Below are 26,465 nucleotides of genomic sequence, written 5' to 3'. Positions count from 1 at the left end.
ACCTTGAAGCGTGCACCATGCGCGCACCTTCTTCCACACCCTGGCCCAGCAAGCACTTGATCTCGCAGAAAAAAATGTGGGGAAACCTCAGAGTTTGGATGCTCTTGTTGCATTCGCGCTTACGCTCACGCTTTGCAGTCTGCTGTTTGGCCTGCCACCCAATAAAGAGCGCATCACTGATGCTTACATCAGTAATGCGCGCGGTAGGGTTTTCACGCTCACGCCGACTCCAACACCCAACACCCGAACGCCGGGCCTGCCGAGTAGCCGGTTTCCGGTTCGATGCGGATCTGTAGGGTGGCGCGGCCGGCCACTGCGATGGGCAAGGCGTAGTCCACGTCGATGAAGTCCAGGCCGCGATTGCCGTCCAGGCGTTCGTTGGCGATGAGTTCGCCGTCGGCAAGGATGCGGAAGCGGCGGCGGGTTTCGTCGCCCCAGTAGCGTAGGCGCAGGATGCGGGCCTGGGCGGTGTTGCGCAGGGTGAAGGCGATGAAGCCGCCGGTGCGGGCGTCGCGGCCGGCGCGGCGGCGGTAGCTGAGGGCGTAGGAGCTGTCGCTGCTGAGCGCGTGTGCCTTTTCCGATGCGTCGTCGCCCAGGGCGACACGATCCAGTGCGCGCGCGTCGAGTGCGCGTTGTGTTGCGTCCGCTGCCGTCTGCTCGGCCTGGCGTTGTTGCCAGGCAGCGGTATCGCGATGTTCCAGGTAGACGGCGCTGCGGCGATCGAACTGGGCGTAGAACGGGGAAAAACGCCATTGCTGGGCGCCATCGGCATAGGCGTAGTGGCCATGAGCCGGCAGCGGCTGCAGACGTTGCAGGACGTCATCGCCACCGACCAGCGCCGGCGTTTTGTTGTTCCATGGTGTTGCGGCATCGCCGAGGTCGGCGGCCAACACCAGCGGGCCGCGCATGACGGCGACCCATGCCGGGTCGTCGGGTGTGGGTTCCAGGCGCAGGGGCATCTCCAGCTGCAGGGACACGCTGTCGCCGGCGGTCCACAGCCGTTCGATACGCAGATAGCCCTCCACTGGCTGCAGTGTCTGCAGCTGGCCGTTGACCTGCAGCGTGTGCGTGCCGGCCCAACCGGGCACGCGCAAGGCGAGCGTGCGTGTGCCTGCCGGCGCGGCGTCGATGCGCAGTGTTACCTGGCCTTGCTCGGGAAGCGTGCTGCGCAAGCTCAGTGCGAAGCCCGCTGCATCGCGCACGCTGGAGGGCACATACAGATTGACGTAGACGCCCTGCCCGTCTTCCCAGTAAATCGAGTCGCCAAACTGCGCGTGCGCCTCCATGCCGCTGCCGACGCAACACCAGAAATCGTCGAACGGTGTGGACCAACCACGCGCTTCGCCGGCCAGCAGCGGTGTCATGTAGGTGAACATGCCGGTGCGCGGGTGTTGTTGCGCCATCACGTGGTTGAGCAGCGTGCGCTCGTAGTAATCGAAATACGCCGCCTGCGGCCCCCATTGATATAGATGCCGGGTGAGCTTGAGCATGTTGTAGCTGGCGCAGTGCTCGCAGGTCTGCTCGGTGAGGAACTTGGAGATGCTGTCCGGCTGCTGGAAGTATTCGCGGTCGCCGTTGCCACCGATCACGTAGGTGTGGTGGTCGGTGACCGTGTGCCAGAAGAAACGCGCCGCCGCGCCGGAGGCGGCGTCGCCGGTGACTTCGTACTCGCGGGCAAGGCCGATCAGCTTGGGGATATTGGTATTGGAGTGCTGGTGGACCAGTTCGTCGCGCTGGGCGACCAGCGGGTCGAGCACGGCGTGATGATGCAGCCGCTGCGCCAGTGCCAGCCACTGCGCATCGCCGGTTTGCACATGCAACTCGACGAACGATTCGTTGAGGCCGCCGAATTCGCAGGACAACACTTTCTGCAGCTGCGCATCGTCCAACGCTGCGAAGATGCCTTGCAGGTAACCGGCCAGCCCCACCGCCACCTGCAGCGCCTGTGCATTGCCGCAATGCGCATGCACATCGAGCAGGCCGGCGAACAGCTTGTGCCAGGTGTACAGCGGCGCCCAACTGCCATTGAGATAAAACGGTGCAGGGTCGATCTTGCCGCGCTTGAGCTCATCGAAGACCGCGCGCCCGCTTTCGATCTGCCCTGCCGCGTTCTTGCGGGTGAAGCCGGCCACATAGCCATCGCCTGCATGCGCCTGGCAACGCGCCAGTTCGCTCACCAGATACGCCGCGCGCGTGGCGCATTGCGCATCGCCGGTTTGCGCATGCATCAATGCCAACGCGCTGAGATAGTGGCCGAGCGTATGGCCGGCGATGGTGTCCGCTTCCCAACCGCCGTAGGCCGGCGCCTTGGGGTCGAAGCCGGCGTACAGCACGAAGTTGTGCAACAGCCGGTCCGGCTGCAGCCGCATCAGATAGCGGCGATTGGTGTTGAGCGCATCCAGAAACAGCGATGGCGTCAGGCGGACCTGAGCAAGCGGCACCGCGCGCATGCTTCCCGGCTGCGCGGCGCTGGCGTCGGCGGGGAAGCGCAGAAAGCCCGCCGCCACTGCCAGGCTGCTCCAGGCCAGAAAACGCCGCCGCGACAGGGTCAACGCATGCTCAGTGGTGCGCTCGGTGTTGGATGGCTCGGTCATGAGGTCAGCTTAGCTCCTGCCGCTGTTTGCAGACTGCGCGCGCCGTTACAGGCCAGGCCGCCAATCACGATATAGAGCGCCTCCGCCACATGGTCTGCCGCTGCCCGATCGGATCGGGCAGCGGCAGTGCGATCAGACAGCGCAGTCGATAGGGCCTCACTCAAAATTTCACCGTCGCGCGCGCCCAGTAGAACCGGCCAAGCAGATCGTAGGTGGCCACATCGGTATTGGCGTTGCCGACATTGTTGGAGTAATACAGCGGCGGCTGTTTGTTGGCGATATTGTCCACGCCCACTTCAAAGCGCGTATGCCAGGGCTGCACGTTGTAGCCGAGCTGCAGGTTGTTGTAGACGTAGGCGCCGATGTTGCGCACCACCGTCGGCTGGCTGGAATCGGCAGACAGGCTCTGGTCCGGATCCGAATTACCGATGGCGGTGTTGCCGACATAGCGGATGCGCCAGGTAGCGCTCCAGTCGTCCAACGCCCAACTCACCGTGCCCAGCGCGCGCCAGCGTGGGAAATTGCCGTATGCCTGGGTGTAGCGGCCCACATTATGGATGGTGACCGAGCTGGGGTCGGTGGTATCGGGCAGCACGTCGTAGCGGGTGAGATAGGTGCCGTTGAGGCCGGCGGTGAGGTTGCCCCACGGCGTGGATGGCAGCCGATAGGTCAGATTGAAGTCCATGCCCTTGGCCCACAGCTTGCCGAGGTTGACGGTGGGCTCGGCGATGTAATTGATGGTGCCGTTGCCGTTGCGATGGATCAACGCGCAGAACGCGCTTGCCGAGTTGGCGTAGCACTGGTTGAGCACCGTTTGCGCGGAGACAGTGGTGATGGTGTCTTCCAGATCGATACGCCACCAGTCGGCGCTGATCGACAGGCCATCGATCCACTGCGGGTCGTAAACCAGGCCCACGTCGTACGACTTGCCGGTTTCCGGCTTGAGTTGATAGCCGGCGACTGCCGCACCGGATACCTTGCCCGACACCTGCCCGTCCGATTGCTGGTAGCTGCCGTCGGTGGGCACATTGGCACAAGCCACGGTATTGCCGCCGGTGTAGCCGTTGCAGGGGTCGTTGACGGTAGCCGCATCGCCTGCCACGCCGGCATACAGCTCGTTGATGTTGGGCGCGCGAAACACCTGCGAGACGGTGCCGCGTACCAGCAGATTTTCGATCGGCCGATACTCCAGCGACACCTTGCTATTGGTCTTGCTGCCCACCGAGCTGTAATCGGAAAACCGCGTGCCCAGGGTGATATTGAGCGCGTTGATGCCGGGCAGATCCTTGAGTAGCGGGAACAACGCTTCGGCATAGGCTTCCTTGACGTCGAAGCTGCCGCTCAATGTGGACGAACAGTATTCGATCACTCCGCACAACCCGTTTTCGTCGCCGGTCCACAGCGCGTCCGATGCCGTCGTGGAGCGCTCCTTGCGATACGAAAGGCCGGCCGCCAGGCTGGCCGCGCCGGCCGGTAGGTCGAACAGCGTGCCGTTGGCATTGGCTTCGAATTGTTTGACCGTGTAGACGCTGGTCACGATCGGGTTGACCACCATGCCCTGCAACGTGGCCAGGTTGGAGCTGTCGTTGAGGTTGAAGAAATTCAGCGGTGTGCAGCCAGCGATCGCCGCGCCTGCACTGCCGCATTTGACTGCGCCGTCGCTGTCCAGAAACGACGGCCCGATGGCTTGATTGAACGCGGCATAGTCCAGAAAGCCATTGTTGATCGACTTCTGCTTGACCTTGCCGTAGTTGAAGTTTGCATCCCACTGCCAGGAGCTGTCGCCGAAGCGGCCACGCAAGCCGGGGCTGATCTGGAAGTTGTAGGTGTTGTATTGATAACTGCGGTTGCCCAGCACCGTGGCGCGGGTATTGAGGTCGTTGTACGAGGTACCGGTGGTGCGATCGGTACCGAAGTTGACGCCGAACGGGTTGTAGTAACTCTGCGACGACACCAGGATGTTGTCGCCGTTGGAGAAGATCGGAATCGGCGCAATGATCGAGGCCGATTCGGTTTTACTGAACCAGGTGTTGACGTACCCCTCGACGCGGTCGCTGAAGCGAAATGTGCCTAGCAGGAAGGCATTGGTGCGCTTTTGCGGGGTCTGCAACAAATTGAACGGCTGATAGTTGTAGGAATCGGCACTGGGGTTATAGCAGTGGAAATCGCCTGGACCGGCGCGACCGCTGACGCCGCCATTGAGCGTGACCCGCGCGCAGCCATTGGCCTGCCGAAGCTGGTTGGACTGATCCGAGCCATCGTTGAAGTTGACCGTGCCGGTGGGTGTGGCAGAAGACCCCTGCTTCACCGGCTCGCCATCGGTCAGTGCCAGCGCGTCCTTGGAGTAGTCGCGCGCACCGGCCGAGACCGGGTCGATGTTGTGGTACGACAGCCCGCCGATCAGGCTGCCGCGCTCCCAGGTCTTGCCGGCGGTGAGTGCGAAGTTGCGCCGGTTGCCATCGCGCTCGCTGCTGGTACCGAAGTCGCTGCTGAACTGCACACCGTCGAAGTGCGTGCGCAGGATGAAGTTGACCACGCCACCGATGGCGTCGGACCCGTACACCGCCGAGGCGCCATCGCTGAGCACCTCGATGCGCTCGATCATGCTGGTCGGAATGGCGTTGACGTCGTTGTACGCAAGCCGGATACCGTTGACCAACACCAAGGTGCGCTTGTCGCCCAGGCCGCGTAGCGAAATCGCCGAGGCACCGGTACCGCCGCCGTTATTGGTGTACGGGTTGGTGGCGTTGCCGGCGATCGATGGCAGTTCCTGCAGCAGATCGCCCACTGTGGCCTTGCCGATTGCGGCGATCTGTTCCTGGCTCACCGTCACCACCGGGTTTGCGGTTTCTGTGTCCACACGGCGCAGGCGCGAGCCGGTGACGACCACGCTGTCCAGCGTCTGCGTCGCGTCGCCATTGCCGGCCTGTTGCGCACGCGCAGGAACCGCCGCGCCTGAAGCAAGCGCCAGCACCAGCGCGGAGGCGAGCATGCTGGGCAGCGGACCCGGCCTGGTCACGGTGCGACGAGGAATGGGCAGCGACGACATCGACATGCAAGGCTCCTGATTCGAAAAGCGGCTAAACGACGGGCAACACACGCCCGTACCGGCATGCGCCAGTGCGGGTCAGAACAGTTGGAAGACAGTGACCGCGACGAAATTCTTCGCCATGGCTTTACCGCAGACGCAGACATCCCTCAACGCGCGCGATCAGGCTCGATCGCGCAACCACGCGTGGCATCCGATAGAGGTTGATTCGTTCATGGAGTCGCCCATGCGCTCCAGTTTCATCAGCTGGTCACAATGTGCCTGTGCGCAGGCGCCACGTCTTGTCGCATTTGTCGACCGTGCATGCGGAAAACAGCATGGTTGCCATGCGCACCGGTGTGCGTGCACGCAGCGCTGTGCCACCTCGGCATGCTGGTGTCGCCTGCCGCACATCGAGAGCGACCACCACAACGCCTACGTCCGCCAGACCAATGCGACGATGCGCAGTGCTGCATACCACGCGTCCAGGGCGGCTTCGCAGTGCCGCCCGCACCCCGCTGACGCGCACTGGCGACAGTTGGTGTTGGCATACGCCGACCGCAGGTCCAGAGCGTGGACCTGCCGTCGGGGACGCTTATCGCTGCAACATCAGCGCCTCATCTGCATGCCGTCTCATCGGTACGATGGCCATTGGTGTTCCAGTTCTGATCCAGCCCATCGGTTCCTGTATAGGCCGAGCAGGTGCTGGCCGAACCCGACAGCGGCGTAGCGCCGGCGATGCTGACTTCGTACGGAAACTGCACCGGCTTCTTGCCTGCCAACTGTTCGACGATGGTCGGCACGATGCTGTAGCGATACGGCGTGACCGTGACGACCAGATAAGTCTGTTTGGCGCCCGCCGGCAGCGCCAAGCTCACTGTGCTGCTTGCCGTCGCCTCCACTGCCGCCAGTGCTGCATAGGTCGGGCGGGACTGCGCATCCACACTGACCAGGGTAAAACGCCACGCCGCCTGGTCGGCCACGGTCTTCCCCTGCAAGCTCACGCTGATTGTTGTTGCTCCGGTCTGCGGTGTCAGCGGAATGATTTGGGTGCCATAGATGTTCAACGGCCGCTCCGGCGAGGAGGCATACCGGCCGCGCGTGGCCAATGCCTTTAACGGCACATAGCGTTTGGCGGCGGCGCGGTCCTTGCTGATGTCGAGCAAGGCCTTCTGGCTGAGGAAGTCGAATGCGGCAAGCCGCGCACCGTAGCGCCCGATGGAATCGGCAAACGAACGAAAACCCTGTGGAAACACGCCCTGTTGCTGACCAAGGCGGACTACGGTCTGCATCGGCATCTCCACGGTATCGCCAGCGGCATTACGCTGATTTTTCAGCCAGATGTCCCAGACCAGCGAACGGGTTGCATCGGTTTCGGCCAGAAACATCAACAACGGATGTGCGCCATAGCGGTTCTCCGGAAACAGCGGCCCGTTCTCAAGATTCGACTGGTAGTACGCCACCGTAGAATCGTCCATCCGCCCGGTCTGGAACGCGCTCCAGTTGACGTGGGTTTCCCAGAACCAGCCGGCGGCCTGCAGATTGCGGTAACCACCGCTGTAGTACTGCAAGGTGTGCACGAACTCATGCGCCACCGAATGCGAGCCGTACCCAAGCGCCCAGGACGAGATGCCGACCGCCTGCCCGCCACTGGCGCCGCACTCTGTGAGATCGCCACCCTGCACATAGGGCAGCCCGGTGCCGCACAGGTAGACATTGATGCGTTTGGGCGTCGTTGCGTCGGCATAGGGCATCGGTGCACCGAGCAGGTTGGCATTCATCTGCCAGACCTTTTCGAACCAGGCGGCGCTCTGGGTAACGAAGGTCGTCCACGCAACGCCGCGCTTGGCCACATCGCGATAACTCTCCCCAGCCGTATTCACCCCGTACCAGAAGGCGAAATGCTGGGTCTCGTATTTTTTCGCGGATCCATTGGCCAGCATCGCGGCGGTCATCGTGTCCGGCTCGGCCTCGGTCAGATACGTGCGCCGATCCACCCGCGCCGGATGCGCCTTGGCAACGGTGGCGACGTACTGCCGGTCCGACGCTGCGAAAGAAGGCAGCTGATAACGCCGTCGGCAACCATCGGGATATTCCAGTACAACCGATCGCACCGACACCGCCGAATCCTCGCCGAACGCAGTGACCAACCTGGCCTGGAACGGCGGCCCCTCGGCAGCGCCAACCGCGTTCAATGCGGCCGAACCGCCGCTCGGCGTCCAGGTGCGCAACGGCTGGGCGGCACCCCACGGCGCATCGCTGGAACGCGATTGACACCCCACTGTTTCCGCCGCAACGGCGATGCCAGGTAGCGTTGCCGATAAGGCGGTTGCCAGGATCGCGTTGGCGATGACGCGTGTTCGATGTTGCATGACATTCTCCAACAAGCCACGCCGGAATGGCGGGCTTTGAGGTAACAGGTGTGCTCGACGCATGCACACGATCCCGCAGACCGCGGCATGCGCGTGCAATCACACGGGTGGCGGCGCCACCGGTGCGCTGGACGATGCGCGATTCCACTCCGGCGTTGGTGCCTGCTGCATCCAGCGCACGAAAAAATCCAGCAGCCGACGACGGCCGTAACTGCCACCGGCGCCGTGGTCGCCGCCCGGCACCACCAGCAGATCGAAATCCTTGCCGGCCTTGATCAGGCGGTCGGCCACCTGGAAGGTGCTGGCGGGATCGACATTCCTATCCATGTCGCCGGTGACCAGCAGCAGATGCCCTTGCAGACGCGCGGCGTTTTCCACGTTGGACGATTCGGCGTACCACGGCCCCACCGGCCAGCCCATCCATTGCTCGTTCCACCAGATCTTGTCCATGCGGTTGTCGTGGCAGCCGGAATTGGCCACGCCCGCCACATAGAACTCGGGATGGAACAACAACGCGCCCAACGCGTTCTGACCACCGGCCGAGGTGCCGTAGATGCCGACGCCACCGCGGATGTCGTACCACGGGTACTGCGCGGCCACGGCGGTGTGCCAGGCGATGCGATCCGGCAGACCGGCATCCTTGAGGTTGCGCCAGGCCACGTCGTGGAAGGCGCGCGCGCGATTGTTGGTGCCCATGCCGTCGATCTGCGCTACCGCAAAGCCCAGCGCGGTCAGCGAGGGAATGGATGGGCTGAAGGTCTTCGGCACGAAGGACCCTTGCGGACCGGCATAGATGTCTTCGACAACGCGGTAGCGCTGCTGCGGATCCAACTGCTGCGGGCGATGGATCACGCCCCAGATCTCGGTCTTGCCATCGCGCCCTGGCGTATGGAACGGCAACGGTGCCTGCCAGCCGGCCGCCTGCAGGCGGCTCAGATCGGTGCACTCGATGGTGCGTGCCACGCTGCCGTCGGTGCTGCGCCGCAGCTCCAGCACCGGGCCCAGATCCACGCGCGAGTACAGATCCAGCAACCACTTCCCGTCCGGCGAATACTGCACGGCATGATCGGCCTGCTGCGGCGTCAGCGCAGTCAGGCCGCTGCCATCGATGCCGATGCGATAGGCGTGGCGGTAATAAGGGTCTTCACCAGGCTGCATGCCGGAGGCGCTGAAATACAGCTGCCCCGCTGCCTCGTCGATGCGATCGAGCTTGCGCACTACCCAGTCACCCCGGGTGAGCTGACGGATCACCGCGCCGGTGCGGCCATCGTAGAGATACAGATGCTCCCAGCCATCGCGCTCGGAGGCCCACACGATCTGCGCGCCATCGGCTAGATCGCGGCGCGCGTGCTTGCCGCCGTCTTCGTGCTCGCCGCTGAGCTCGGAGTATTCGATGAAGGTGGGCGAAGTTTCTTCGATCAGCGTGCGCGCAGCGGCGCTGCGTGCATCCACCTCGATGACGCGATACAGCTGATGCCCGCGTGCGTTGTACTCGAAGGTGAAACCGCGGCTGTCCTTCCACCACACCATCTCGCTCAAGGTGAACGCATTGGGCAGCAAGGTCATCGCCACCGGCTGCGCGGTGCGCGCGGCGAGGTCGAACAGCACCGGCTGCATCACCGGCAACACATCGCCCGGCTTGGGATAGACCTGCTGGTGCAGTTTGGGCTGCACGCGGTCGGCGGGTGCCGATTCGATGTAATAAACGATGCGCGGTGGCGGTGCCTTGACCCGATACGCGGCCAGATGCTGCGAATCCGGCGACCACACCAGGCTGTCCAGCGCGTAGTAATCGTCGGCACCGCCATCGCGACTGAGCACGCTGCGCTCACCGCCGCTCGCAGGCGCGATCACCACATTGGCCTGCTCCACCCAGGCGCGCCAGCGCCCATCCGGCGAGAGCTTGGCGTTGCGCTCGCCCTGCACGAGCGGGAGCCGCATGTCCATCGATTCCGGCTGCGCATCGCGGTCGTGCAGATGCGCGCAGGAATACCGCGCCAGCGTGCATTGCCAGCCGACGCCGGCGAGCTGGAACGTCAAACGGTCCTGCTGCAGGGTCGGCGCCTGCAGCGCCAGCGCTGCCGCATCCACCTTCTGCGCGCCGGCCTGGGTCAATGCCACCGCCAGGCGTGCATGGTCGAAGGCCAGCGTGTTGCGGCCGCTGGCGGCATCCACCATGCGGTATTCGATGGCCGGCGGCTGACCGTTGCGGGCAACGCCGCGTCGATACAGGAAGTGCCCGGCATCGACCCAGGTCGGCATGCTGGGCTCGTGCTCGACCAGCGACGCGTAGTGCTGCGACAGGCCGAGCGCACGCGTGTAATCCGCTGCAGTGGGGGCCGCTGCGGACGCGGATGTCGGCACCGCTGTCGATGTCGCTGCGGCGGCAGGCGTCGCTGCAGATGCAGGCACGGCAGCCGCAGCCGGCATGACGGCTGCAGCCGTCAACGCCAACTGCAACGGCCATCTGGCAACACACCGCAACAGCGCGCGGCAACGGAAAAACAGCCTAGGGATCATGCGCACTGCAAGCCTCATTGTGGTTGGGTCGTTACGCTCACGGCGCATCGCAGCGGCTGCTATCGGCGTCGCTGGCGGCCGGCAGACGTTGCGGCTGCGGTGCCAGCATCTCCCACTCCTGCACGGCCAGCGCGGCGTAACTGGCAGGTTTACCGGAGGCCTCCATCACCAGACGCACGCAGCGCGTGGTGACCGCTGCAAACGACACCGCCTCGTAGCGATCGGTGCGGGTGCCGTAACGATCGCGCGGCTGCACCGGATGCCATTGCGCGCCCTGGCGGTATTCCAGATGCCAACGCGCCGGCGGCGCCACACCGATCTGCGCGCCGGGCGGCTGATCGGCCCAGAACACCACGCGGGTACGGTCCAGGGTGATCGGCTGCGCCCAGCTGTATTGAATCCATTGCTGCGGCGGATTGTCTGGCGTCCAGCTGCCCCACATTTCCGGCGGCAGCGGATTGGCCTTGACCACACCATCGTTGAGTGCGGCCATCCAGTACTGCAGCGGAATCTGCGGCCCGTTGGACGCGGTGGCCACGGCGGACGGCGCCTGATTGCGCTGTGGCGGCAGCGCCGGTTGCGGGCGCCGGGTGGGGACGACGGTGCGGATGCTGGCCGGCTGGGTGCTGTCGTCCCACTGCAGCCGATCGATCGCCACGCTGCGACGGAAATGCCCGCCGCCGCGCGCATCGGCGGTGTGATAGACCAGATACCACTGCCCCTTGAAGGAGACGATGCCCGGATGCGAGGTGGTCGAGGACACCGGCCGCAGCACGATGCCGCGAGAGGTCCACGGCCCCAGCGGCGTCGGCGCGCTCGCATAGGCGATGCACGCGTGATACAGCGTGGGCGTACATGCCGAATCGCGGCCGGCATTGTTGGCCGCATACGCCAGGTAGTAGGTGCCGTTGCGCTTGAACAGCCACGGCGCTTCGAAATAACCGTCGAGCGTCTCCACCGCCACCGGTGTGCCCTTGAAGGTCACCATGTCGCGCTCCAGCTCCACCCCGAACAGCGCGCCGAAGGTGCCCCAGTACAGATACGCCCGGCCATCGTCGTCGACCAGCACGGTGGGGTCGATGTTCTGGATGGCGTTGCGGTTGGGCACCGACTGCGACACCACCGGCCCTTGTGGATGGGCATCGGTCCACGGACCGAGCGGACTGTCGGCAACTGCCACGCCGATCGCGAACGGATCCGGATTGGGCGCGTTGCGCTGCTGTACCGGCGCATACAGGTAATAGCGACCATCGGGCCCCTGCACGATCTGCGCGGCATAGGCGTAGCGCGCATCGGCCCAGGCGAACACCTGTTGCGGGCGTAGCAGGTCGCGGTAATGCGTCCACTGCCCGCTGGCCGGGTCGCTGCTGACGAACATCTGCCAGCCCGGCATGACGAACTCGTTGCGGTTGGGCGGCGCGGTGTCGCGCCCGGCCAGGATGTACAGCTTGCCGTCGGCCACCAGCGGCGCCGGGTCGGCCGAATAGGTACTGCCGTCGGCCAGGATCGGGTTGCCCGGTGCATGCAGCTGCACGCCCTGCGGTGGTACGGCGGCGCAGGCGGCAACGGCAGCCAGCGACAACGCGCCGGCCAATGCCAAGGTTCGCGCGAGGCTGCCGGTCATGGGGTCGATCCCTGGCGCTGGGCCGGCACCCTGGCCGCCTTGATCTGCACGCTGAGGGGAACCGACACCACCCCGGTGGGCGCACGCCCCTGCGCGGTGCCGGTCAGGCCGATCTGCCCGGGTTGCGCGTAACGCGCCAGCGCCAGCGCCGGCCATTGCACCGGCAAGCGCTCGCGCGAGCCGTCGTTGTATTGCACGCTCACAAAACTCGGCAGCGTGGGCGCCCGCCCCACCACGGCGCTCACCTCGGGCAAGGCCTGCACGGTGTTGATCTGCGCTGGCGGCGTGGCGCGTACCCAGACCGTAGCCTTGATCGGAAGCACGCCCTCCACCAGCCCCTGCAGCTCCACCGCACCTTCGCTGCCCAGCCGCTGCAGCGGCAGATCCGGCCATTGCACCGCCACCGGCAGCACGCTGCCATCGGCGAAGAAGGCGTCGACCTGCTGCGGCAACACCGGCAGCTGGCCGGGTGCGGTGCGCAGATCGATCGCCTCCACGCGCGTGGGCAACTCGGCGTGCACCTGCCATTCGTCCACACCGATAGGCATGCGCCCGTCGGCGCCAGGCTGGGTGCTGAGCACCGCACGCACCGCGGTGGTGACCACCGGTGCAAAGCTGGCCGTGCTGGCCGCGCCAATCGCAGCGGCGGCAATCGGGTAGCCGCCGTCGGCGACGATGTCCTGCCAGCGGCCGTCCTGCAGTGCCTGCAACGTCCAGCTGGCAGGCGCGGCCACCCCGCCACGCGGCTGGTCGTTCCAGAAGTAGAGCGTGCTGGACGACAAGCGCACCGGCCGCGGCCACTGGTACTGCAGCCAGAGCGTGGCCGGTTGTTCGCTGCCGTAACTGCCCCAGCGTCGGCTGCCCTTCGGCCTGCTGCCCGCTGCGGGAATGACGCCGTCGTTGAGCGCCTGCACCCGGTACTGCGCGCCGGTGAGCTGCGCGCTGACCGTGGCCAGTTCGTGCAATGGCACGCGCTGCAGCACCGGCACGGCGGCCGCAAGCAGCTGCACATCGGCATGACCTTCCAGCGCGCCGTCGTTGGCCGCCAACCGCACCGTGTAAGCACCCGGGCGCGTAAAGCGCACCGCGGTCTGCAGCGCGGCAGCATCGGCGAATACCGCATCGCCCCCGTCCGGGCCTTGCAGCATCTGCCAGCGCACCTGCAACGCTGCGTTGGGCAAACCGTCGTCGCCCACCCTGCCATTCACCCTTACCGTGCCGTCGGCACCCGCACCGGCATCGTCCAGCTGCCACGCCTGCACCTGCGGCGGCGCGTTGCCGGCGAACGCAGGCGCAGCCAGGCCGCTGTCGAACACCTGCAGTTCCTTGATGCCGGTGCGTGCGCTGCCGGCATGGGTCACCAGCACGCGCAGCGCACGCGTACGCAGCGCCGGAAAGCGCACCCGGTTGCGGTTGCCTACGGCGATCGCCGCATCGCGCACCTGCCCTGGAATGGTCTTCCAGTTGCCGGCACCCTCCTGGTACTGCACGACGTAGATCCATGGCGCGGCGTAGCCGGGATAGGTGCCGGACGCAAAGCCATGCTGCTGGCCGCCAGGCGAGGAGCTGCGATAGAAATACAGCACCACCTGATCGACTTGCCGGGGCCGGCCCAGATCCAGGGCGATCCAGTCGCTGGCAGACGGCGAGCAGGCAGTGCCCCAGAACGGCGTGCTCGCGGTGCTGCCGTCCACCGCCGCAGTAGCGGCAAAGCCTGGCGCGGCAAAACTGGCGGTGACCTGTGCGGCTTGTGCCAGGTTGTGGCTGGCAGTGGCCGGCAGCGTCACATCCACGCCGGCCTTGCTCAGCAGTTCGGCGATGCGCGCATCCGCAGCGATCGGCACCTGCGCCATCGATGCCAGGTGCGCCGGGTGCGCCTCCAGCACCTGCGCCGCGCCGTTGCCATTGACCGCATCCGGCGCCGCGCTCACCTGCCCGCTGGCCGGGTCATAGATCACATGCGCAAGCCGGTCCACGCGAAACGCCAGCGTGCCATCCAGATAGACGCTGTAGCCCTGCGGTGCCCTGCCCGCGTAATGGCGCCCATCGCGGTCCCAGACGATGCTCAGATTGCGATCGCGGTAGCGCAGATTGTCGGCGGCAAAATGGTCCCACCCGATGTCGATGGGATACAGCTCGATCTTGTCGTCGTTGCGCGGACGCAGGCCCATCGCATCTTCGATCATGGTGAAATTGGTCGCCCCTAGCTGGGTGTGATGAATCCACGAGCGGTACGCGATCTTGCCGCCATCGCTGGCGCTGCCCTTGGCCCAGAATTCGTTCTGATCCGGGTAACGGTTATCGCCATTGATGTAAGGCGCCCATGCATTCCAGTACAGCAGCGTGCGGTAGCTCTGCGCGCTCAGAAACGGGCTGGGGTAATCGCGCAGCGCCTCGCCGAGCAGACGGAATGCAACCGTCGCGTTGATGGTGGAGAAATTATTGCTGCCCGCATCGGCGCCACTGCTGCGCGCCTGCAGATCGACCTGATTGGCGGTGTAGAACGGAAACAGCGGGTACTGCGCTGCATCGGCAAGCAAGCGCAAGGCGCGCGCATATTTGGGGTCGTGATCGGCGTCGCCCTGCTTGGGCATCAGCCCCACGCTGAAGGGGTAGTAGTTGTTGGTTTCCTTCCAGTCCACCGGCAGGCGCGGTCCCTTGGCCTGGCGATGTTTGAGCAGTTCGCCGTGCAGGCCCACCGAATCGGCGCTGTCGCTGTGGTCCTGCCACAACACCTCCAGCACCGCCTTGCGAATGCGCTGTGCGGTGGCCTGCATGCGCTGCGCGGTTGCGCTGTCGCCAGCCAGTTGCGCCGCCTGCGACGCGGCTTGCGCGTTGGCATAGACGTAAGCGCTCTCGGTGCGATCCATGCGGATTTCGCCGTGCTTGGCCGCCCAGTCGAACGACACCGCATCGGCGTCGTTGCCGGTCATCGCCGCCCAGTCGTATTCGATCAGGCCGTTGTGGTTGAGATCGTAGGCAGCCAGCACGCCGTCCACGTCGCCACTGCCGTAACGGGCCAGTTTTGCGGCCAGTGCCGGCGGGCCGCCATGCAGCTGCATCGAGCGCCATGCGGCGGCGGTGATGTATTGCGCGTACGAGTTGGACCAGTTTTCCGGCGAGCCGGGATTGTCGGTGTACTTGCCGCCGCCCGCGGTCTCGCCTGCGCTGAGCCAGCTGCCGTACGCATAGCTCGGGTCGCGCAGGTATTTCAGATCGTCCAGGAACATGCCGGTGGTCAGCACGATGGCGTTGTTGTAGCCCAGCACGCCCTCGATGGCGACCGGAAACTGGTAATCGTTGCCCGGCACGTTGGCGTCGAGAAAATTGAAGCGCAGCGTCCACCAGCGATAGAACAGGCTCTTGGTTATGTTCTCATCCGGCGTATCCAGATACGGCACGTTATCCACCCACCAGCGGTTGTAGCTGGCGACGTGCTCCTGGTAGGCCTGTTGCGGCAACTGCGCGGCGATGCGGGCGTACTCGGCCTGCGCCTGCGGCAGCTCGTGCGTGAGCAGACCCAGTTGTAGTTTCAGCGCCGGTGTCTCGCCGCTGGCCGGCACCGCCACCTCGCGTACCAGCTGGTTGCCGTCCACCCGAAAGCCATCGCCGGACAAGCGTGGAAACACTGTCGTGATCGCGTTGTAGGCTTCGAAGGCGCCGGTCAACGCATTGCCATCGGCATGCTGCGCCAACGGCGACAGCGCCTGCACCGACAACGTATGCGCCGCACCGTCCAGGCTGGACAGCACGATGCTGGCCACCGCCACATTCTGCTCGGTGATGTACTTGACCAGGCGCATCCGCACGCCCGCATTTGTATCCTCGAACACGGTACTGAAATAGCTGGGCGTCTGGCGACGCTGTTGCGAGCGCTCGGTCCACTGCACCGCGCGCTCGCCTTGCGTGGAAAGGATGCGCAACAGCGCGTCGTAATCGGTGGTATGCCAGTACGCCACCTGGCCGACGAAGCCGGGAATTTCGGGGTGATGCGTGGCCAGAAACGCCGCGCGCCCACGCGTGAACAGCCAGTCGTTCTCGTCATCGAAGCCGCCACCGGTGCCTTCGCGCACCAGCATGCGATCGATCCAGAAATCGTTGCCCGCAACCTGCCCTGCACCGCGCGCGCGATCGGCAGCATAAATCCGCGCCAGCTGCCCATCGGGTGCAAAGGCCACGCCGCTGTCGGGCAGCGGATGCGCCAGCCCATGAAAACGCGGATCGCCGATTTGCGCATTGGCGCGCGCCACGGGCGCGTGTGGTGCCGGTTTGGCGAACGCCACCGGCATCCCGACCAGCGAGCCGGCCCAGAGCAAGCCTGCCAAACCCGCACGCATGCCACGCCCCTTGCGACACCGCGACATCAACACTCGGGACGTGCGCATGCAATGGCTCTGTAGAAGGTGCTGTGTATCGGCTTGGCCTGTCATTGGAACAGTTGCGCGACACGCGACGCCGCGGCAGCAAACGTCTGCTGCAACATGCCGTCGTCTGGTCGTAAACACGCAATGCTCAGCCCGACCCGGCGACAACGGCCCAGCATAAAGTCACGCGCATCCCCACGCTGGCCGCATGCGAAGCACGGCATGGACAAGCGAATACCGCCCGGCTGCTGCATGCGCCGCGCATGGCGCGCAACAGTGGCACGGCGCGCGATTCGCCGCGTTGTGGAGACACCTCCCATCCAGCTCAAAACTCCGTCCGCAGCCGCGCCCAGAACGAGCGCCCCAAGGTGTCGTAGGTGGTGGCATCGGTATTGGCGGCGTTGGAGTAGCTATAGAACCGGGGCGGTGCGCGATTGCCGAGGTTGTCCACCCCGATGGCCAGCGTGCTGTGCAGAGCTTCCAGCTTCCGGCTCAGCGACGCATCGTGATAGACCACCGAGCCGATCGGGAAATAGCGGCAGCTGCCGTCGGCATTGGTGTCGGCGCAGAAATTGTCGTACTGGCTGCCGTTGACGGTGCGGCCCAGGTAACGGGTGTTCCAGCTCGCATGCCATGGGCCCTTGTCCCAGGCCAGATTGGCCACCGCGCGCCAGCGCGGCATATTGCCCCAGCCGGAATTTTCGCCGACGTAGTTATGCGTTTCTCCAGCGAAGCGATAATCGGAGAAGAACGTCGCATCCAGCCCGGCAGCAAAACTCCCCCACGCGGTGTCGGCCAGCGTGTAGTGGATGCCGGCATCGTAGCCACGGATATCGACCTTGCCGCTGTTATAGGCGAACGGCACCGACACGCGCGTCAACTGCCCGGTCGCGTCGCGCTGGATCAGCGGGCAGAACGCGGCCTCGCGTCCCTGGAAGCAATCGTTGACCACTTGCTGCAGGTCAACGCCGGTCAGCATGTCCTCCAGCACCACGCGCCAGCTGTCCACGTTGAGCGACAGGCCGCGCACCTGGTCGGGGTCGTACACCACCCCGACGTTGTAGGAGCGGCCACGCTCGGGCTTGAGCTGGAAGCCGACATTGTTGGCGCCGGAGGTCACCACGTTGAACTGCGCGGTATTGGTGAAGCTGCCATCGTTGGGCACATTGGCGCAGGCCGGATTCGGCGCGGCGCCGGCATAGCCATTGCATGGGTCCTCGAAATCGCCGGTGGTGTCGATCACCGCGGTGTAGGGCGAGCCATACAGATCGCCCAGCGCGGGAGCGCGAAACACCTGCGAGCCGGTGGCGCGCACCAGCAAATTGGCGATCGGCCGCCATTCGATGGCGACCTTGCTGTTGGTCGTGTTGCCCCAGGCGTCGTATTTGGAATAGCGCGAGCCCAGATTGAGATTCAGGCTGCTGGCAAACGGCACGTCTTTCAGTAGCGGCACCAACAACTCGGCATAGGCCTCGCGCACCGATTCGTCGCGGCCCTGCCGGAGGATGCAGCCGTCGTTGTAATCGCAGTTGCCGTCGGCATCGGCGGCGGCCACCTCGCTGGTGGTGCCCTGTGCGAATTTGTTGGTGCGATAGACCAGACCCACCGCTGCCTGCACCGCACCGGCCGGGAGTTTGAACAGATCGCCGTTGGCGCTGATATCGACAAAACGCATCTGGCTCTCGTCGATCAGATCCACCGGCCGCTGGGTGCCGCGTAGCGCGGCAATGGTGGCCGGATCGGTGGGGTTGAAGATATTGATCGGCGTACAGCCGGCGATCACGGCACCGGGCGCGCCGCACTTGACCACCCCGTCGCTGTCCAGGAACGAGGCGCCGGTGGCGTTGTTCAATGCCGAGGTGATGGAGAAGCCAGTGCGCACCAGGGTGTCCTTGTAGCGTGCGTAGCCTGCCGCCGCATCCCACTGCCAACTGGTGCCTTGCACGCGCCCGCGCAAGCCGGCCACGATGTTGGTCTGGAACATCGTCGCGGTATAGACGCGCGTATTGGCCTGGGTGGAGCGCAGCAGATAACGGTCCAGCTGATCGCCGAACGGGTTGTAGTAGTTGTCGGCCGCGCCCTGCATCTCCATGCCGTATGCGGGCAGTTGCGAGGTCGTCTCGCTGCGGGTCCAGAACACGTCGGTATAGGCCTGGATGTCCGGGGTGATGTCGAAGCTGCCGTGCAAGGACGCGTTGGTGCGCTTGATCGGCGTGATCAGATACTGGCCGTCGTAGGCGTTGTAGCTGTCGGTGGCCGGATCGTACGGGCGAAACGCATCTTCGCCGACCGGCCCGGGCGGCACCCCGTCGACCGGCGTCACGCGACGCCCATCGTTGAGAAAGGCGCGGGTATTGCCGCCGCGGATCTCGCTGACCTGCCCATTCAAGAATTCCACCGCCTTGGCGGCATAGCGGCGGTCGCTGTTGAACACCGGGTTCATCGAATTGCGCGACAGCCCCACGATCACCCCGCCGCGGTCCCAGGTTTTGCCCCACTCCAGGCCCAGCGTGCGGCTATTGGCATCGCCGTGCGTACTCTGGGCGTAATCGACCGTGGCGGCAAAGCCATCGTACTTGTCCTTGAGGATGATGTTGACCACCCCGCCGATCGCATCGGAGCCATACACCGAAGAGGCACCGTCGGTGAGCACTTCCACCCGCTCCACCATCGCCACCGGGATCGCATTGACATCAACGCCGGGTGCCGACGCAACGCTGCTGGCCGGCCCGGCCATGCGGTGACCGTTGACCAGCACCAGGGTCCGTTCCGGTCCAAGGTTGCGCAGCGATACCAGCGCGCGGCCATGGCTGAAGCCGGAGTTGAGCGCCGGGCCGGGCATGAACCCGGACATCGCCGGGAGCTGCTGCAACAACTGGCCCAGCGTGCTTTGCCCGCTGTCTTCGATGCGCTGACGGTCGACCACGATGACCGGGCTGGCGGTTTCGGCATCCACGCGACGCAGATGGGTGCCGGTAACGTTGACGCGGTCCAGTGTCTGGGTGGCATCGTCGTCGGCCTGGCCGATTTGCTGCGCGAACGTCGGCGCGCTGGCAATGGACAAGACCAGCACGATCGCATCGATCAGCGGGCGACGCCGGGAAACACGGCACTGCGACAACACAGCGAAGCGGCTTGGCGACATCGGATTTCCTTGTACTTTCGAGGGGAAAACAGCAAACCTGCGCGCACGGCCACGCCGCGCTGCGGCAGCGCAAGATGAGAGATGGATCACGACAAAAATGGCACCAGTGGGCTGCCGCATGACGCGGCAACCGGCAAGACAGAACGACGACGAGGCTGCCCTCCCCCCGAGAGCACGCGACCCATACAGAGCAGGCCACGCGAAAAAAGCTTGCGACAATGCCGCACTGGCGTCTTGACGAATTTATCCGGCACTCGTGCGGAAATTCACGTGCTTTTGCCATAATGTCGACATAAAGCACAGTCGCACTTGGCAAGCGGTGATCGCGTCCACCTGGTACATGCCGGATCGCATGCACGCCGCTGATGGCAACGCAGTTGCGGGATTGCGCGCTTCACGGCCAGCGCGATGGCAAGACCACTGCAGACACACTGAAAAGTAACCTTGTTACCGCTAGTGCAGTAGACGGCGATCGATGTCGATCGCCGGGCTCATATCGCGCCGCGAGTGGATGGCGGCAGTGCAGCGACGTGCATCACACGTACCAGGCCTGCACCTGCACCGCTGCAGCGCTTTGCGACACCGCCACCCGATCCGCATGCGGGCCTTGCAGACGCGCCGCTCGCCCATCGACCAGCACGCGTTGCAGTCGCGTGCCGACTGGCGCTCGCAGCGTCAACCAGGTGCGCTTGGGAGCGCGCTCGGGCAGTTGTACCTGTGCATCGATACGGCGTGCAGCGGTGTCGGTCCGCAAGGTCAACGTGACCGTGCCCCAACGTGTCGGTGCTGCGGCAATACCGACCGCCTCGCCACTGGCCAGCCATGCACGCGGCACTGCACGCGCCAGAAATAACTGTTCGCCCGCGCTGTCGTCGCTGACCAGCATCCAGCGCAACAACAGCGGGATGGTCATCTGCGCCGGCATGCAGAACAACGGCATGCCGCCGGTGATGCCGCTGACTTCGCCCGCCGTCCAGCTGCCACGCGTGTGCACCTGATAGCGGTGCGCGTAGACGAACAACAGATACTCTTCGATGCGGTCCAGCCGCAGCAGCTGTTGCGCATACCCGTAGGAAATAAACCCCAGCAGATCGCGGCTGCCCGGCTCCGGTGGCGCGATATTGGCCACCACGCCGATGCTGGTGCCGCCGTGGCCGCGCAGGCAGTCGATCACCAGATGGGCAAGCTCGTCCGGCAACACATCGGCCTGCAGCAACTCGGCATAGGCGCGATGCGGCCACTGCTGCTCGCTGGGTTTTTCCTGCAGCAGCGATTGCCGAAAGGTCAGCGTGGTACCCGGCAGCGGGCCGACATACGGCGGCGACAGATCGCGGCGCACATTGGCACGCAGGCTGGCTTCCAGCCGTGTGCGCAACTGCTTCGCGCGGCGCTGCCATTGGCTTGCCTGTGCCGCATCGCCACCGAGCGTGCTCCAGACCTGCGCGAGGTCCTCCCACCCGCGAACGGTCAGCGCGCTGTTGGCGTAATACGGCTTCCACCACAGCGATGGATCGGGAAACAGGCACGCATCCGATTCGTTCCAGCCATGCAGCAGGCCGTGCCCGGACGCATTGCGCGGCAATGCCAATGCCTGATCGTGCAACGCGCACAACAGCTGCGCGGTGGCCGCAATCTTGGGCAGCAATCGGCGCAGGCGCGGTGCATCGCCGGTGTAGCGCAGATAGCGCGCCAGCAACGACAAGGTCAGACCGAACTGCCCCACCTCCGGCCCACGCATGTTCGGCAGGCCATCGTCCTGCACGAACGCATCGAAGTAGTTGTCCAGCACCGCAGCAGCCTGGGCAAAGCGGCCCCATTCCAGATTGGCGTAGAACGCGCTGGTAAAGGTGTCCTGAAAGCCGTCGTACTCGTTACCGTAATAGTCGCGCTCCACCACGCCGTACTTGGGGTAATCGCCACCGGGCCGCACCACCAGCTCGCGCGCGAACGCGAATTGCGCCATGTCATTCCAGCTGGCATCGGGCAGTTGCGCCTGCACCGTGCCGTCCAATGCCTGTTGCCAGTACGCTGCGAAATCGATCAGCGCCGCATAAAACTGCTCCGCGGTGGCCGGCGTGCGCAGCGTGCCGAACGCGGGATAACTGTGCGTGTAGTGCACCGCCACGATCTGCCCGCCACGGACCTGCATGGTGCGGTGCCAAGTCTGTACCACAAAGCGGTCGGGCGCACGCACATCGGCGAATACCAGCACGTCGTACCAGGCGTCGGACTCGCCCTCGCGGCGCATCACCTTGCGCACCGCCGGCATCCAGCCACCGAGCATGCCTTCTTCGCGTCGCTTGATCAGCGCCTCCTCGCCCAATTCGGTGAAGGCATGTTCCGGACGCGAGGTGCGGCTGCGGCCGTTGGGCAGGATCGGCATGGTGTCCAATGCTTCGCGCGTGCCGACGAACGTGGTCCACGGCCAGCGCCCACCATTGTCCTTGGGGTCCAGCAAGGACGCCGGCGGTGGTGCGACATCGCGTACCTGCGCCTCGTCCGGGTCGCCCTCACGCAGCAAGCGATCGGCAAGCAGGTCGGCGTCGGCCATGGCGACCTGCGCCAGCGGCATGCCGAAGTACGGCGCTCCTGCCGCCGGGTAGGCAGCCTCGGTGCGTTTGTCCAGGCGCAGCATGCCGCTATCGGTCCACAGCGTGAGCTGGCCCTGCGGGTCGTCGAGCTGCTCGTAGACAGTCCACTGTTGCTGCAGGTGCTCAAAACTGCACAGCTTGCTGCCCAACTGCGCGGCTGAAGGCAATGCTTCCAGGCGCGGCCGTAATGCTGCAGGCGGCGCGGCCGCGCTGGTCGACACCGCGTGACCTGCCAGCGCAGCGCCGGCCCCCACGGCCGCGGTCGCTGCCATGCCTTGCCGCAGAAAGGTTCTCCGGTCCATCGTCGTGCCCTTGGGTGGTCGTAACCGCATCCTGCGCGCATGCACCCGCCACGTCTTGTGGCAGTGGTCCGACGCGAATGCGGAAATCTGCATACAGACCGATTCGCTGGCGCGTGTGCGGTGGTGCCTGCCGCAACCTTGCGGCACGCAGACAACGCTGGCGCCTGTCGCAGGATCTCAGGCGCGCAGTGGACAACGCTGCTCCGCCCGCGCTGCTTCGTCCTCAGCGGCATGTCTCACGCCGCACAGCCGCTGCGTTGGTCTTGCTTCGCATCGCGATCGATCGTGCGCGCCAGCAACGGTCTGCGCAAACGCGCGGTGCGTTTCAATGGAGCGCGCTGATGGCTGCAACCACCGTTTGTCGCGCTGCAGTCCTTCCACCGGCGATGTGCATCACGCGCTACCGGCAATCGCCCCCCTTGATGGAGCTCTCCACACCCGATGCATACCATTCTCCCCGGCAGCGAACGCCCTACCGCGCCATCCACTCGCGAGACAGGGCTGCCGGCGGTGGACGAGCGGCTACGCGTGCTGCTCGCCGTGCGCATGCCCGCACTCGACGCCGCCGCTCAGGTCTTGCTGCAGCTACAGGCCAACACCTTGCCGGTGCCATTTTCGCGCGAGCAATTCAGTGCGCGCTTCGCTGCCAGCCAGGCAGATCTGCAGGCAGTTGCGCAGTTCGCCACCCGCTACGGGCTGACGGTAGAGCGCGCGCACGCAGACAGCGGCAACGTGATATTGGAAGGCACCGTGCAGCAGTGCGAGGCGGCGTTTCAGGTGAGCCTGCGCGAGTACGTGCGCGGCGCGTCGCGGTATCGCGGACGCACCGGCCCGGTGTCCATCCCGCAGGCGCTCGCCGGCATTGTCACCGCGGTATTGGGGCTGGACGCGCGCCCACAGGCGCAGACCTTGCCCGCCACCCCGACACCCTCTCCAGCCCCCATGCCCGCACCGCCCGCTGCCGAAGGCCAGGCGCCCGTCATGCACTACACCCCGCCGCAGCTGGCGCAGCTGTACGGCTTCCCCGAGCACGACGGGCACGGTCAGTGCATCGGCATCATCGTGCTGGGCGGCGGCTACGCACGCGCGCAGATGGAAAACTACTTTGCGCAGTTGCGTCTACCCATGCCCACCCTGGTGGACGTGCTGTTGCCAGGTGCGCAGAACGTCGTCAGTGCCGGCACCGAAAATGCCGATATCGAAGCGCAGATGGACATCCAGATCGCTGGCGCGATCGCACCGGGCGCCAAGGTGGTGATGTATTTCGCACCCAATACCGACAACGACTTTCTCGAGGCGATCAATGCCGCCATCCACGACGCCGAACATGCGCCTGGCGTGATCGGCATCAGCTGGGGCTTCACCGAAGCGCAGTGGACGCCGCAGTCGCGCCAGGCTTACGACTGCGCGTTTCGGGCGGCCGCCTTGCTGGGCGTCACCGTCTGCATTGCGGCCGGCGACGATGGCGCCAGCGACGGCCAGCCCGGCTTGAATGTGTGCTTTCCCGCGTCCAGCCCGTTCGTACTGGCCTGCGGCGGTACGCGGCTGCATGTCAGCGCCGACAGCGTGGACGAACAAGGATGGTCCAACGGCGGCGGCGGCCAGAGCGAGGTCTTTGCACGCCCGGCCTGGCAGCAGGATCTTGTGTTGACCGATGAACACCATCGGCCGCAACCACTGCAGATGCGCGGCGTACCGGACGTGTCCGCCAATGCCGATGCGCAGACCGGTTACTACCTGCACATCAACGGGCAACCGGCAGTGATGGGCGGCACCAGTGCGGCCGTACCGCTATGGGCGGCGTTGCTGGCGCGCATCTATGGCGCAAACCGCATGCAACCGCGATTTGTGGTGCCGCGCCTGTACGGCCAACCCGATGCCTTTCGCGACATCGTCGCTGGCGACAACGGGGCATTTCGCGCTTCCACCGGTTGGGATGCCAATACCGGATTGGGCGTGCCCGACGGCGCGCGATTGACGGCCTTGCTGCGGCCGGACTGAGCGCTCTACGCGCAGTTGTCGTGGCGGCCTGGCGGCTACGGGAGCGCGGTGCACGCGTGGTGCTCGCCGCTGGGGCCAAGCGTGCCTGAGGCGAATACCGGCGCTGCGCGCGTGACGCTTGCCGCGCGCCGTGGTCGATACTGCCGCACCAGGCCAGCGCGCTGCACGGCATCGCGCTGCCGCCCCTGCCATTTGGCTGCATGACTTTCCGGCCGGGCTCGATGCCCGCCGCATCGGCCACACTCGCGGCACGTCCACTGCCGCAGGGTGCGCCTGCGGCAGCGCGGATGCGGTTATGCCACAAGGACCGTCATGCAGCCCCCAGCACCTTGCACCTCGAACGGCGTCGACGCAGCAGCGTCGCGTTCCACCGCAACACCCGTCTTGACCGCACTGCTGCACCCCCGCCGGCTGTGCCTCGTATTGCTGACGCTCATCGCACCGGGCATCGCGCAGGCACACGTGGACCTGGCGCACCTGGATGCGGACATGGCCGCGCCACGCACCCAGGTGCTGGTGCTTGGCAGCGTGCATCTGTCGCAGTTGCCCGAGGGCAGCGACATCAGTGCAGCGCGGCTGCAACCATTGCTGGATCGGTTGGCGGCCTATAAGCCGACCATCATCACGACGGAGGATCTGTCGGGCGAAACCTGCGATCTGATGCGCCGGCACCCCACGGTCTATCTGCCGGAAGACAGTGCGGCCTATTGTCCCAAGGTCGACGACGCAGCACGTGCGACCGGCCTGGATGTGCCGGCCGCCATCGGCAAGGTGCGTGCAACACTCAAGAGCTGGCCCAGCGCGCCGACGCCGGCGCAGCGCCGGCAGCTGGCTGCAGTGTTTCTGGCCTCGGGCGATCCGTCGTCTGCACTGGTGCAGTGGCTGCAGCTTGCGCAGGCAGAGCAACGCGCTGGCGATGGGTTGGATACAGCGCTCGTCGCGCGGCTGCGCGCTGCGGAACAGCGCCAGGACGAGAGTAGCCAGATCTCCGTGCCGCTGGCGGTACGGCTGGGACTGCAACGGGTCTACCCGGTCGACGATCACACCGGCGACAACGTGCAGGTGGACGACCCGGCGGCTTACGGCACTGCCGTCCAAGGGGCCTGGGAAAAAGCCGCGCCGCGCGCCAGCACGATGCTCGCGCAGAAAAAACAGCTGGCGCAGCAAGGCAAGCTGTTGGAGCTATACCGCGCGATCAACCTGCCGGCCAACCAGCAGCTGTCGATCGAGGTGGACTTCCGCGCGGCGTTGAGCGAGAAGTCGCCGCAACACTACGGCTATCGCTACGTGTCCGGCTGGGAAATCCGCAACCTGCGCATGGTGTCCAATGTGCGTGCCAGCTTTGCCGACCAACCCGGTGCACGTGTGCTGGCGGTGGTGGGCGCCACGCACAAGCCCTGGTTCGATCATTTCCTGGGACAGCTACAGGGCGTGGAGATCGTCGATGCAGCGCAGGTGTTGGGCACTGACGGGCGGTGACGAGCAGTGAGTACAACCACTTCAGCATGACGCTCCAGGTCAGGAGCCTAGTCAGTCGAGGGCGCGGCGCCCTCACCGATTGCGGGACACGCCGTGAACCCGTCCCTGGGGCTCGGTGGTGGCATCCATGCCGCCACACGGTCCCGCAATCGGTGAGAACACCGCACCAGAGAGTGAATCGGTTGCTTTCTTGCAAGCAGAGTTAACAGGTTGCTTTCTTACAAACGTGGCCGTTGATCTGCTTGCGTTGGAAGGATGACAAAACGCGCCGTTATCCGAACGCGGACGTCATGCATTGCTTGCACCATGCACACCGACACTCTTGATTGGTCCTTGCCCGCCCACCGTCGCGGGACCTTACGCGGCATGGATGCCGCGTAAGAGCCTTATCTGTTCGGAATCTGGCAGTTTAGGTGTCGAGAGCCGGCGTGGGCTGCCGTCAGAG

10 protein-coding genes are annotated in these 26,465 nt (G+C 65.3%); 2 read left to right on the top strand and 8 right to left on the bottom strand.

The window, feature by feature from the left end:
- Positions 1–218: 218 nt before the first annotated feature.
- From XdyCFBP7245_RS21165 to XdyCFBP7245_RS21125, 8 genes are all read right to left on the bottom strand, one after another.
- On the bottom strand, positions 219–2,594 hold the full coding sequence (locus XdyCFBP7245_RS21165) for a glycoside hydrolase family 127 protein (RefSeq protein WP_104617365.1): 2,376 nt from the start codon (positions 2,592–2,594) through the stop codon (positions 219–221).
- A 160-nt stretch (positions 2,595–2,754) separates the two neighbouring features.
- Positions 2,755–5,649, bottom strand: coding sequence for a TonB-dependent receptor domain-containing protein (locus XdyCFBP7245_RS21160; protein ID WP_104617364.1), 2,895 nt, complete (start codon positions 5,647–5,649; stop codon positions 2,755–2,757).
- A gap of 590 nt (positions 5,650–6,239) precedes the next feature.
- A complete protein-coding gene (locus XdyCFBP7245_RS21155) occupies positions 6,240–7,994 on the bottom strand; it encodes a DUF6055 domain-containing protein (RefSeq protein ID WP_170068737.1) in 1,755 nt (584 codons plus the stop codon).
- Positions 7,995–8,093: 99 nt separating this feature from the next.
- Positions 8,094–10,532 carry a S9 family peptidase gene (locus tag XdyCFBP7245_RS21150; RefSeq protein ID WP_372469535.1) on the bottom strand — a complete coding sequence of 813 codons (2,439 nt, stop codon included), beginning with the start codon at positions 10,530–10,532 and terminating at the stop codon, positions 8,094–8,096.
- Positions 10,533–10,551: 19 nt separating this feature from the next.
- Positions 10,552–12,138 carry a family 43 glycosylhydrolase gene (locus XdyCFBP7245_RS21145; RefSeq protein ID WP_104617363.1) on the bottom strand — a complete coding sequence of 529 codons (1,587 nt, stop codon included), beginning with the start codon at positions 12,136–12,138 and terminating at the stop codon, positions 10,552–10,554.
- A complete protein-coding gene (locus XdyCFBP7245_RS21140) occupies positions 12,135–16,475 on the bottom strand; it encodes an Ig-like domain-containing protein (protein ID WP_244907881.1) in 4,341 nt (1,446 codons plus the stop codon). Before XdyCFBP7245_RS21140 ends, XdyCFBP7245_RS21145 begins: the two co-directional genes overlap by 4 nt.
- Before the next feature lie 352 nt (positions 16,476–16,827).
- Positions 16,828–19,578 carry a TonB-dependent receptor domain-containing protein gene (locus XdyCFBP7245_RS21130; protein ID WP_372365815.1) on the bottom strand — a complete coding sequence of 917 codons (2,751 nt, stop codon included), beginning with the start codon at positions 19,576–19,578 and terminating at the stop codon, positions 16,828–16,830.
- A gap of 604 nt (positions 19,579–20,182) precedes the next feature.
- Complete coding sequence (locus XdyCFBP7245_RS21125; RefSeq protein ID WP_104617359.1) at positions 20,183–22,540, bottom strand: glucosidase family protein; 2,358 nt, start codon at positions 22,538–22,540, stop codon at positions 20,183–20,185.
- 441 nt (positions 22,541–22,981) lie between these two features.
- Between XdyCFBP7245_RS21125 and XdyCFBP7245_RS21120 the strand changes: the two genes are divergently transcribed.
- Together XdyCFBP7245_RS21120 and XdyCFBP7245_RS21115 are read left to right on the top strand one after the other, a co-directional pair.
- Positions 22,982–24,541 (top strand): S53 family peptidase, encoded by a 1,560-nt coding sequence (locus XdyCFBP7245_RS21120; RefSeq protein WP_104617358.1) that lies wholly within the window; start codon positions 22,982–22,984, stop codon positions 24,539–24,541.
- A gap of 312 nt (positions 24,542–24,853) precedes the next feature.
- Entirely contained in the window at positions 24,854–26,020 is a 1,167-nt protein-coding gene (locus XdyCFBP7245_RS21115) for a DUF5694 domain-containing protein (RefSeq protein WP_386261816.1), read from the top strand.
- Positions 26,021–26,465: the final 445 nt, after the last annotated feature.

Source organism: Xanthomonas dyei, assembly GCF_002939865.1.
In the GTDB taxonomy this organism is placed as follows: Bacteria; Pseudomonadota; Gammaproteobacteria; order Xanthomonadales; family Xanthomonadaceae; genus Xanthomonas; species Xanthomonas dyei.
The sequence above is the reverse complement of the archived record's forward strand: the minus strand, read 5'-3'. Positions and strand labels throughout refer to the sequence as shown.